This window comes from Brevibacterium sp. UMB1308A (assembly GCF_030230605.1).
In the GTDB taxonomy this organism is placed as follows: domain Bacteria; phylum Actinomycetota; class Actinomycetes; order Actinomycetales; family Brevibacteriaceae; genus Brevibacterium.
Genome location: NZ_JASPDO010000016.1, coordinates 50418 through 60496, shown reverse-complemented (window position 1 = coordinate 60496; position 10079 = coordinate 50418). Strand labels below are relative to the sequence as shown.

Genomic DNA, 10079 nt, shown 5'->3' with positions numbered 1-10079 from the left:
TTATAACGCGCCGTTTCACTCACTTTGCGCCGTTTCGCCTGGTTAATCGTCGATTGGGCCCAGCAGCGCCTTGCTGTATGCGGAGTGCAGGCTCTCGTTGTCACTGGGCTGGTAGATTCCCGCGAGTACGTCCCGGTACAAGCGCTGGAGTTCACTGCGCGAATAGTACTGCGAGCCTCCACACACGCGAAGGGCAGTGTCAACGGCACTCTTTGCCGCCTCGGCCGACCTATTCTTCGCCGCCGAAAAGTGCAAGAACCACTTCATGCCGTAGTTGGGGCCCCGGTCAGTACCCACCAGGTCAAAGTCTTCCGTGAGCTTTTCAAGCTGCAGGCTAGCGCCGTCCATGAGGATTGCGGCTGATGCGATCTGCCAACGAATGTCGGGGTCCTTGGAGTACGGGGCACCTTTGGCTCGGGACATGCGTTTCTGCACAATTTCGCTGGCCAGGGAGACCGCGCGTTCACCAATTCCGTTGTACACACTGCCCAAGAACAGTTCGAAACACCCGAAGATCCCGAACACAAACGGGTCATCATTGGGCCCTACGGGCGTGTGCGTGGCAACGCGGTCGGACGGCAGGAGCACATTGTTCAGGACCGTTGTGCACGACTGGGTGGCGCGCATACCCAAAGTGTCCCAGTCGTCTTTGATTTCAATGCCTTCTGAGTCGCGGTCGATGAAACCGAAAACCAGCTGGTCGGAGTCCTTCACGCGAGCGTGGACAACCAGGCGCGTCCACACTGGCGACAGGGAGGTGAAGATCTTGGTGCCCGTGAGCTTGTACCCGCCATCAGTGGGGACCGCCTCGGTGGCGGAGTCGAACAGGACGGAGTCGTTGCCGGCTTCACTGATCCCGAACGCGAAAATGTGCCCGTCCATCGCGTCACGCAAAACCCAGTCGGTGGTCGAATCGCCAGCGCGGTGCAAACGCGCGCACAATCCCACAATGATCTGGTGCATGTTGAACGCGAGCGCCGTTGCCGGAGCCGCCTGGGCGAGCTGGCGTTGGACGCGCGACACCTCGGCGACACTCATACCCGCACCTCCAAAGGACTCAGGAACCAACATGGTGAGATAGCCGGCTGCCCGCAGGTCCTCCATGTCTTCAAAACAGAACTCATTGTTCGCGTCATAGCGGGGAGCACGTTCACGTAACGTGTCAAGAAGCTGGGGAGACAGAATGTCGGTCATGAAATTTTCCTTTCTTTTCGCGTCCCACGTTACCCGTGTGACAGTTTTGGCAAGTTACACCTAGGCAAACCTCACGCCTGACCACTAGGTTTGATCATATGAGTGAAAAGCGTCCAGCCCTGCGCAAACCCGTCATCAAACGCGGACCCGTCAATATCGCACGTCAAACCCTGCTGCGGCTCACCAACATGGGCTTGACCACTGCATACAAGGCGTACCGTGTTCACCCAGCGATTTGGCGGCTCACCGCGCGCAATTACCAGCCGGGGCTCGAACGAATCGCCCGGCTCAACGCGTGGATGATTTGCCAACAGGCCTCCCTGGACGTTCCGGCGTACCAAGACTATTTAGTTGAAAACGACTACGAATTCACGTGGTGGGATCTGCAGAATTACCCTGCGACCAATAAACACGATTACGTCACGCAGTATTCCGAAGACGAGCGGTGCTGGAACGGGTCGATTGAAACAGTGGGCACGGTCGTAGATGAGTCCTCCGGCTCATCGGGTAAGCCGTTTAACTGGATGCGGTCAAAAAAGGAATTGGACACGGTCCACCGAAACGTAGCCGGGTACGTGACATTCCTGTTCGGTTCGCGTGACCTGTTCTGCATCAATGCGTTTTCCATGGGTGCGTGGGCCACGGGAACCAACACGGGACTGGCCATGGCCAAAGTCGCAATGGTGAAGAACACGGGCCCTGATCTAGAGAAAATCATCGATACCTTGACCCACTTTGGGCCCGGTCACACGTATCTGATCAGTGCTTATCCTCCATTCCTCAAACACTTAGTCGACTACATGGACAACGACACCGAACGTGGCCCGGAGTATTGGGACCAGTTCACGCTCAACGGGTTCGTGGGCGGCGAGGCCATGACAGAGGGACTTCGTGAGCACGTGGAGAAGCGGTTCAACCGGGTGTACTCCGGTTACGGGGCCTCTGATCTGACAATCGGGATGGCCGGCGAAACCGATGTAGCGGTTGAGATCCGAAAAGAGCTGACACGCAACGCTGACTTCCGCGCGACCCTGCTCGGCGAAGACGAATCGCGCGTTCCTATGATTTTCCAGTACAACCCGCTTGAGACCTTCTTGGAAACGACTGAAGACAATGAGCTTATTGTCACAATCAACTCAGCGGCGGTGATGAGCCCTCGGCTTCGCTACAACATCGGTGATGAGGCCACGCTCATGAGCTTTGACGACATGGTAAGTATCACGCGCGCATTCCCGCACTTAGCAAAACGCCTGTCTGAAGCGTTCAAGCGTCAGGGAATGCGCCTGCCGTTCGTGTTGCTGTTTGGTCGTTCGGATTCCACGATTTCGTACATGGGCGCCAACATTTATCCGTTGGACGTTGAGAATGGTTTGTACCGCGATGAGCGCTACGCACCATTGATTGATTCGTTCCGCATTGAGCTTCAGGACACTGGAGCCTTGGAGATGCGACCCACCTTGCACATCCAGCTGCGGGACACCTCGGCGGCGGAAAACTTGGACGCTGACCAGCGCCAACAGATGCGCACCGCACTGACCACGGGGGTTCTTGAGCACTTGTCCGCGGTGTCACGTGACTTCAAGCAGTCGCTGGAGGAAGACCCGTCGGCGGCCGACATTCGCATTGAGCTCCACGACCACGGCACCGGCCCGTTCGCGGAGGCCACCAAGAAGATCAAGAACACCTACCTGATGAAGTCCTAGTGGGCCCCACCGCCGCCCAAGCAGCCGCCGTCCATAGCGTCGAGCCCGAAAGCACCCCCAACACCAACAACAGGAGCACTCATGCGCACACGAGACTTTTCCGCCACCCCACCCCAGGGGCAGGGCAACGCTCTGTTCTTGGGATGCAACGAATACCGGTCGGTCCTGGACATGGCTGATCAGGTGCGCCGTTGGACCAAATTGGCCCGAGCCCTCAAACGCGCCCCCGGCTACCTCTGGCACCGCAGTTACTACGAGTTCCCCAAGCGGATCGGCCTGGTTGTGGTGTTCCAGTCCCTCGATGACCTCATGCGTTTTGCCCGCACGCAGGAGCACCACGAAATCATGCACTGGCTGGTGGGCAAGGGCGACAAATCCCCAGCTAAAGGCGGGTTTATCCGCATTCACGAGGCGAACGAATGGGGGTACTCCAACGGCATCTTCCGCGCCGAGGACGGCCGCACCGGCATGATCGACCGCTTCACCCAACTCCCCGGCGAAACCGCGACCTCCAGCACCCAGCTGCCCGGCGCCGCCACCTCGCCCAGCGCCCGCACCGACCTCCCGTAACCCCCATGCCTCCCATGATCACAGTCGAACAGGTGGAAACCCGCGCGCAGCTGCGTGAGTTCTGTGCGGTTCCAGCGTGGATGACCCCCGCCGAGGTGGCCTCCCGAGTCCCGCTGTTACGTTCCGATGTGGTGGCGTGGCACCGGGGCAGGTCGTGGTTTCCCGGCCCGGTGACGTTGCTGTTGGCCCGCGACGCGCATGGCACGGTGGTGGGCCGGTGTACGGTGCATTCGCACGCTGACATGGACGCGAAGCTTGGCTTCCCTACCCTGTTGTTTGGAGCCCTCGAGTTTGCACACCGAGACGCTTTCGAGGCGCTCATGGCCACGGTTGATGAGCACGCCGCCCGCACCGGCAAGACGCACATCATGGGGCCGGTCTCGCTGTTGCCCAACGAAACCGGGGGCGTTGTTGTCGCCGGTCACGAACACCCGGGCTTCTTCGACTCCGCGTGGAACTCCCCGCTGGTGTCCCACGCGTTCGAGACCAGTGGTTTCACCCCGTTCAGCGGCGGCCGCACGTGGGAAGTTGACCTGGGTAAGGTGCCGGCTAAGCGGGCTACGGCGCCCGCGCCGCAAGAGTTCGCCGAGGTGGGAGTCGAGCTACTCAGCCCCGGCCGCTTGGGGGTGAGGAAGGTTTTGAACCGCGTGATGCCCACGCTTAACGAAGCGTTCGACCCGCTCCCCTACTACACGCCCATTTCTACAGAACAGTTCGCCTCACAGACCAGTGGCTTGGAGTTGCTCATGGACCCCGGGCTGATTGTGTCGGCCCAGGAGGTGGGGGCCAGCCCTGACCCCGACAGCCCAGACGCTGGCTCCACCCCTGTCGCCGGGTTCATTCTCACTGTCCCCGACCCAGTCGAGCATCTACGCGCAACCAACGGCGCCCTCTCCCCCACCTTCGCCGCACGTTTGCTGCGGGAGCGCCTATCACGGAAGCGGTTAACCACCTCGGCGAACGATGCGGTTCTCATCATCCAGGGCTCCCGCCCGTCCGTACAGGGGCGAGGCATTGTCTCACTGTTGGCGCGCCAGATGTTCTCCACCCTGGTCAAGAAAAACTACCGCCGACTTAGAATTACGTTTATAGGCGAGGACAACCCCGGCTCGGAAGCGATCCCACGCAAGGCCGGTGGTCACCCGCTCCACGACATCCGATTTTTCCTCCGAAAGGTGCACACGTGAGCTTCTCCGAGGCCACTTTCGATCGAGTTTTCGCAATCGCCGGCTGGGCTCCCAGCGCGCACAACACGCAACCGTGGCTGCCCCAGGTGAGTTCGCTGTCTGGGTCGAGTGCCACCCTTACGGTGCGCGTCGACCCTGAGCGCACGCTCCCCGTGACCGATCCGCACGCCATGGACCTGGGCCTCTCCCTGGGCTGTTGGGTCGAAGCGGCCAACATCGCCTTGGGTGCGACTGGCGCCCGCATTGAGGACGTGCGCGTGCTGGGTGAAGGGCACGGCATCTGGCTTGAGTTGGAAGTCGCCGAGGTTGGCGCGGGTGCGCACGAAACTGACAGCGGGGCGAGTTTTGAACCCGCCGAGGTGTTAGACCGTCAGGTGGACCGCGGCAAGTTGGTGCCCCGGACCGACCGCCTGGAAGAGGCACTCGCCCAGTTCGCCAAGACCAACTTCGCGTACACCTCGGGCCCTATTGCCAGCGCCCAGATTCCTGAAGCCACCTGGAGCGCGTCCTCCCGTTATGCGCAGGCGGCGGCGCTGTCACCTCGGGAAGCCTTGGACGAAACCCTGGAGTGGTTGCGCTTAGACGACACCGACCCGCGTTACTACCAGGACGGGCTGACGGCGGAAACACTGCGGATTCCGCGGGCCGTGGCTCGCACAGGCGCCCGTCTGGTCAGAGCCGGCAGCGACACGCTTTTGAACGCCGTGTCCCGCACCGGAGTGTGGAGCACTATGCTCCCCACGTTCACATCACGTAAAGCCCCAGACCGCGTGGTGCTGGCGCTGCACCGCGACCACGCGTCACAGGTGAGCGCAGAAGACTGGGTGCAAGCAGGGCGCGACCTGCTACGGTTGTGGCTGATTCTTGCTCGCCACGAGCTCCGGGTGGCTGTTGAGTCACAGTTGAAAGACACGCCACTGTCTGCAGCCATGCTGTGCGATGTTTTACGACGCACCGACCCACACGGCAGTTTCGTCCCGTTTGCCGTGTTTTCCGTGGGCGAATCCACCAGCGAGGTTCCCAAGTCACATCGTCTGGTGGAATAGACACCCAAAGCGTGAAACGCAACAACGCAAAGAGCCCGTCCACCAAACGGTGAACGGGCTCTTGCCAAAGAAACCTTACTTGGTTTCTTCTTCAGCCTTTTCGTCTGCTTCTTCAGCAGCGTCGTCAGCTACAGCCTGTGCTTCGTCTTCCTGAGCACCGGAGTCAACGTCAGCAGGAGCTTCAGCCTTAGCCTCAGCAGCTTCGTCAACCTTCTCTTCAGCTACGTCAGCTTCTTCAGCAGCAGCGGTTTCAGCGACTGCTTCAGCTTCCTTGACGGCCTTCTGCTTTGGCGAGTAGGGCTCAAGGACCAGTTCAATGACAGCCATTGGAGCGTTGTCGCCGCGACGAGGACCAATCTTGGTGATGCGCGTGTATCCACCTGGGCGCTCAGCAACAGCAGGAGCAATCGAGGTGAAAAGTTCGTGCACGATTCCCTTGTCGGAAATCGAAGCAAGAACACGACGGCGTGACGCGAGGTCGCCACGCTTTGCGAACGTGATGAGACGTTCTGCAACGGGGCGCAGGCGCTTTGCCTTGGTCACCGTGGTGGTTACTGACTTGTTTTCAAAGAGCTGGGCTGCCAAGTTGTTCAGCATTGCCCGCTCGTGCGCCGGGGAACCTCCCAGACGGGTTCCCTTAGTAGGGGTAGGCATGGATATTTCTCCTTGGAATTCTTAGAACTGTTCGTCCTCAACGAACGATTCGTCTGAGTCGAGGTTAGCTTCACCGAATCCGTTAGGGCTGTCCTTGAGGCTCAGGTTCAGTTCATTAAGTTTCTGCTTGACTTCGTCGATGGACTTCGAACCGAAGTTACGGATGTCCATGAGGTCAGCTTCGCTACGAGCAACCAGTTCACCAACAGTGTGAATACCTTCGCGCTTGAGGCAGTTGTACGAACGAACCGTCAGATCGAGGTCCTCGATCGCAAGCGCCAGGTCAGCAGCCAAAGCAGCGTCAACTGGCGACGGTCCAATGTCAATACCTTCAGCTTCCACGTTGAGTTCGCGGGCAAGGCCGAACAGTTCGACAAGGGTCTTACCGGCCGATGCAACTGCATCACGTGGCAGAATCGATGGCTTGGTTTCTACGTCGATGATCAGGCGGTCGAAGTCGGTGCGCTGTTCAACACGTGTGGCTTCAACCTTGTAGGTGACCTTCAGCACAGGCGAGTAGATCGAGTCGACAGGAATCCGGCCGATCTCAGCGTCAGCGTTCTTGTTCTGCGCAGCAGAAACATAACCACGTCCGCGTTCGATCGTCAGTTCAATGTCGAGCTGACCTTCGTCATTGAGCGAGGCAATGTGCAGATCCGGGTTGTGGACCTCCACACCGCCAGGCGCAGAAATGTCGGCGGCCGTGACTTCACCAGGACCCTGCTTGCGCAGGTAGGCGACGACAGGCTCGTCGAATTCCGAGGAGACGACCAGTGACTTGAGGTTCAAGATGAACTCGGTGACGTCTTCCTTAACTCCAGGCACGGTTGAGAACTCGTGCAGGACACCGTCCACCCGGATGCTGGTGACAGCAGCGCCAGGAATTGAGGACAGCAGGGTGCGACGAAGTGAGTTACCGAGGGTGTAACCGAAACCAGGTTCAAGAGGTTCAATGATGAATCGTGAACGGTAGTCGGATACGACCTCTTCGTTAAGCGTGGGGCGTTGTGCAATTAGCACGTTGGCTTCCTTTCAGCGAGCAACCGCTATTTGACGCTCGCATTGCACTCAGTGGAGGGATTTACTCGTGACGCAACCTGTTAGGAAATTAGCCGCGACGACGCTTTGGAGGGCGGCAACCGTTGTGCGGAACTGGGGTGACATCCTGGATGGTGCCCAATTCCAGACCAGCAGCCTGGAGCGAACGGATCGCGGTTTCACGACCTGAACCCGGTCCCTTAACGAAAACATCTACCTTCTTCAAGCCGTGCTCTTGCGCACGACGAGCAGCAGACTCGGCAGCCATCTGAGCTGCATAAGGGGTGGACTTACGGGATCCCTTGAAGCCAACCTCACCCGAGGAAGCCCAGGAGATCACAGCGCCCGTTGGGTCCGTGATCGAAACAATGGTGTTGTTAAAAGTTGACTTGATGTGCGCCTGGCCATTAACAACGCTCTTCTTGACCTTGCGACGCGTAGAACGCGCTGATGCGCGTGACTTGGGTGGCATGTGTGAAAACTCCTTACGAAAACCTGATTACTTCTTCTTACCGGCCACGGTGCGCTTTGGTCCCTTGCGGGTACGCGCGTTGGTCTTAGTGCGCTGACCACGCACTGGAAGTCCGCGGCGGTGGCGGAGGCCTTCGTAGCTACCAATTTCCACCTTGCGGCGAATGTCAGCTGCAACCTCACGACGGAGGTCACCTTCTACTTTGAACGTACCTTCGATGTAGTCGCGCAACTGCACGAGTTCATCGTCAGTAAGGTCCTTCACACGGGTGTCCGGGTTAACCCCGGTCTCCGTCAGGGTCTGGCTCGCACGAGTGCGGCCCACACCATAGATGTATGTTAAGGCGACTTCCACACGCTTTTCGCGCGGGAGGTCGACTCCGGCAAGACGTGCCATATTTGCGGTTCTCCTGTTGTTGATCAGAGGTACTTACTCAGACCTGTTCCCTTTCGGGTCCTCGGCCTCTGAACCGAGGGTGTCGTCCCGCTTGTGCGGGGGGCGAGGCCTGCTTGGGTGTGGGTTCGCCTGCTGAGCAGTGCGAATCCGTGATCTGCGTTGATCAGCCCTGACGCTGCTTGTGGCGCGGGTTGGTGCAGATAACCATCACGCGGCTGTTGCGGCGGATGACTTTGCAGCTTTCGCAGATCTTCTTGACGCTGGGCTTAACCTTCATCGCTATTCCTTCATATCGACAACAGCACAGTTATGCGCAATTGCCGAGTAGTCGAAAAGATCTCTTACTTGTAGCGGTAAACAATTCGTCCACGCGACAGGTCGTAAGGAGACAGCTCCACCACGACACGGTCTTCGGGAAGAATACGGATGTAGTGCTGACGCATCTTTCCAGAGATGTGAGCGAGCACCTTGTGGCCGTTTGTCAGCTCAACACGAAACGAAGCGTTCGGAAGAGCTTCAACAACGGTTCCTTCGATCTCAATGACCCCTTCTTTTTTGGCCATATCGTTCGCTAACCCCATTTTCCCGCGGATAACCCGCGTATTGAATGAGAATCCAAGGATGGATTCTTTTACCGCGGCCTGTGTCGTGAACCAAATAAACGTGGACTCCGCTATTATCTAACGAAGTAGCTTGTTTTTGAGCGCACGACAGCCATAGACCAATTGACCACTTTACATGGATTCCCTATGCTGTTCAAGTTTAAATACTCCACTTGGAAGCCAAATCACAGTACACTTCGCACTGTTATAGCGGAACTCGAGGCGATTCACTCACTCACGCTCACTCATGGGCTGTCCTCGGTCCGGGCCGACCTCGGGACCCTCAACGCCTTCCTCGCCACAAACCCCAAGGCGCGTGCCGTACGCACATCCCTCATCCAGCACCTCCACGCCCACCGGGCGGAACTGACCTATCTGCTTGAATATCTTCCCGCCGTTGAACCACGGTTCCGCGGCCCCGCCACCCGTGAACGCGCACGTCTGCACCATGGCGTTACCCAGGTACGCCAGGGGCAACTGGGCGACTGCTGGCTTATCGCTACCTTGGCCGCGTGCGAAAACGTCAAACCGGGATTCACGGCCAGCCTCATTGAACACAGCCCGCACATCAACTCACCGCACACGGTCCACACTGCCAGTGTGCGGCTCCACTCCCCCTGGCCACGTACAATCGCCGTGACCCGCTGGGTGCCACGCCGCCACCGAGCAGGCGACAACCACCTCGGCGCAAACAACGCCAGTCTGGTCGAAAAGGCCGTCGCTTCCCTGGTCCACTCGTATGTGCGCATCCAGTTCAACTTCGCCGGCACGGCACTGTGGCTTCTCACCGGCACGTGGTGCCCGGCACGGCCGGTCCCTAGCGACCTCGGGGTTGTGCAGGAATGGCTTGCCAGCGGGCGCCCAGTAGTTGCGTCAACGCTCGTCCACCGCCGAGGTGCCCGCCGCCTTCCGCGCGAAGACAACCCTGACCGGTGGGTGGGTGTCATGGCGGGGCATGTGTACGTTGTGTGCGAAGTCCTGCGGTGCGATGAGGACGGTCGCACTGATGACGATGCGCCATGGCGGGTACACGTACACAACCCTCTGGGTGGCGCGGAGGGGGAACCGCGCCGCACGGATCTTTTTCTTTCCGCGGCACAGTTCAAGCGCGCGTTTTTAAGTATCAATGTGGGGCCGGTTGTGTAGTTCGCGCACGTGGTTTTCGTGAATACGCCAGAGGCGGGAAGGATTGTCCTTCCCGCCTCTGTTATGTGCGC

General features: G+C 59.1%; 12 protein-coding genes. 5 read left to right on the top strand and 7 right to left on the bottom strand.

The genetic code is table 11. The features are described from left to right. Positions 1 to 42: 42 nt before the first annotated feature. Entirely contained in the window at positions 43 to 1194 is a 1152-nt protein-coding gene (locus QP868_RS08105; RefSeq protein WP_284926078.1) for an acyl-CoA dehydrogenase family protein, read from the bottom strand. A 98-nt stretch (positions 1195 to 1292) separates the two neighbouring features. On the opposite strand from QP868_RS08105, the gene QP868_RS08100 reads away from it, so the two are divergent. The 4 genes from QP868_RS08100 (at position 1293) to QP868_RS08085 (ending at position 5700) form a co-directional block, all read left to right on the top strand. After that, a complete protein-coding gene (locus QP868_RS08100; RefSeq protein WP_284926077.1) occupies positions 1293 to 2897 on the top strand; it encodes a phenylacetate--CoA ligase family protein in 1605 nt (534 codons plus the stop codon). An 81-nt stretch (positions 2898 to 2978) separates the two neighbouring features. Further along, positions 2979 to 3467, top strand: a complete 489-nt coding sequence (locus QP868_RS08095; RefSeq protein ID WP_284926076.1) for an antibiotic biosynthesis monooxygenase family protein — start codon at positions 2979 to 2981, stop codon at positions 3465 to 3467. A gap of 5 nt (positions 3468 to 3472) precedes the next feature. Next, positions 3473 to 4654: a hypothetical protein gene (locus QP868_RS08090; RefSeq protein WP_284926075.1), complete on the top strand. Its 1182-nt coding sequence runs from the start codon at positions 3473 to 3475 to the stop codon at positions 4652 to 4654. Then, positions 4651 to 5700, top strand: a complete 1050-nt coding sequence (locus QP868_RS08085; RefSeq protein WP_284926074.1) for a hypothetical protein — start codon at positions 4651 to 4653, stop codon at positions 5698 to 5700. The genes QP868_RS08090 and QP868_RS08085 overlap by 4 nt, the downstream gene beginning before the upstream one ends. 75 nt (positions 5701 to 5775) lie before the next feature. Here QP868_RS08085 and rplQ read toward each other — a convergent pair whose 3' ends face one another. The 6 genes from rplQ to infA form a co-directional block, all read right to left on the bottom strand. After that, on the bottom strand, positions 5776 to 6354 hold the full coding sequence (rplQ, locus tag QP868_RS08080) for a 50S ribosomal protein L17 (protein WP_284926073.1): 579 nt from the start codon (positions 6352 to 6354) through the stop codon (positions 5776 to 5778). Positions 6355 to 6375: 21 nt separating this feature from the next. Then, on the bottom strand, positions 6376 to 7374 hold the full coding sequence (locus QP868_RS08075) for a DNA-directed RNA polymerase subunit alpha (protein ID WP_005885783.1): 999 nt from the start codon (positions 7372 to 7374) through the stop codon (positions 6376 to 6378). Between the two features lie 88 nt (positions 7375 to 7462). Further along, positions 7463 to 7864 (bottom strand): 30S ribosomal protein S11, encoded by a 402-nt coding sequence (gene rpsK / locus QP868_RS08070; protein WP_284926072.1) that lies wholly within the window; start codon positions 7862 to 7864, stop codon positions 7463 to 7465. 27 nt (positions 7865 to 7891) lie between these two features. After that, positions 7892 to 8260: a 30S ribosomal protein S13 gene (gene rpsM, locus QP868_RS08065; RefSeq protein ID WP_005885787.1), complete on the bottom strand. Its 369-nt coding sequence runs from the start codon at positions 8258 to 8260 to the stop codon at positions 7892 to 7894. 163 nt (positions 8261 to 8423) lie between these two features. After that, entirely contained in the window at positions 8424 to 8537 is a 114-nt protein-coding gene (gene rpmJ / locus QP868_RS08060) for a 50S ribosomal protein L36 (RefSeq protein ID WP_005885790.1), read from the bottom strand. Positions 8538 to 8601: 64 nt separating this feature from the next. Beyond that, the gene (gene infA / locus QP868_RS08055; protein ID WP_019159374.1) at positions 8602 to 8823 is read right to left on the bottom strand and encodes a translation initiation factor IF-1; all 222 of its coding nucleotides are present in this window, start codon (positions 8821 to 8823) and stop codon (positions 8602 to 8604) included. Between the two features lie 186 nt (positions 8824 to 9009). Here infA and QP868_RS08050 point away from each other — a divergent pair, with 186 nt between their 5' ends. After that, a complete protein-coding gene (locus QP868_RS08050) occupies positions 9010 to 10008 on the top strand; it encodes a C2 family cysteine protease (RefSeq protein WP_284926068.1) in 999 nt (332 codons plus the stop codon). The last annotated feature ends 71 nt before the right edge of the window (positions 10009 to 10079 follow it).

Excerpts from the sequence above, each read along its gene's own strand:
- QP868_RS08105 (WP_284926078.1), bottom strand. The coding sequence starts at position 1,194 with ATGACCGACATTCTGTCTCCCCAGCTTCTTGACACGTTACGTGAACGT.
- QP868_RS08100 (WP_284926077.1), top strand. The coding sequence starts at position 1,293 with ATGAGTGAAAAGCGTCCAGCCCTGCGCAAACCCGTCATCAAACGCGGA.
- QP868_RS08095 (WP_284926076.1), top strand. The coding sequence starts at position 2,979 with ATGCGCACACGAGACTTTTCCGCCACCCCACCCCAGGGGCAGGGCAAC.
- QP868_RS08090 (WP_284926075.1), top strand. The coding sequence starts at position 3,473 with ATGCCTCCCATGATCACAGTCGAACAGGTGGAAACCCGCGCGCAGCTG.
- rplQ (WP_284926073.1), bottom strand. The coding sequence starts at position 6,354 with ATGCCTACCCCTACTAAGGGAACCCGTCTGGGAGGTTCCCCGGCGCAC.
- rpsK (WP_284926072.1), bottom strand. The coding sequence starts at position 7,864 with ATGCCACCCAAGTCACGCGCATCAGCGCGTTCTACGCGTCGCAAGGTC.
- rpsM (WP_005885787.1), bottom strand. The coding sequence starts at position 8,260 with ATGGCACGTCTTGCCGGAGTCGACCTCCCGCGCGAAAAGCGTGTGGAA.
- rpmJ (WP_005885790.1), bottom strand. The coding sequence starts at position 8,537 with ATGAAGGTTAAGCCCAGCGTCAAGAAGATCTGCGAAAGCTGCAAAGTC.
- infA (WP_019159374.1), bottom strand. The coding sequence starts at position 8,823 with ATGGCCAAAAAAGAAGGGGTCATTGAGATCGAAGGAACCGTTGTTGAA.
- QP868_RS08050 (WP_284926068.1), top strand. The coding sequence starts at position 9,010 with ATGCTGTTCAAGTTTAAATACTCCACTTGGAAGCCAAATCACAGTACA.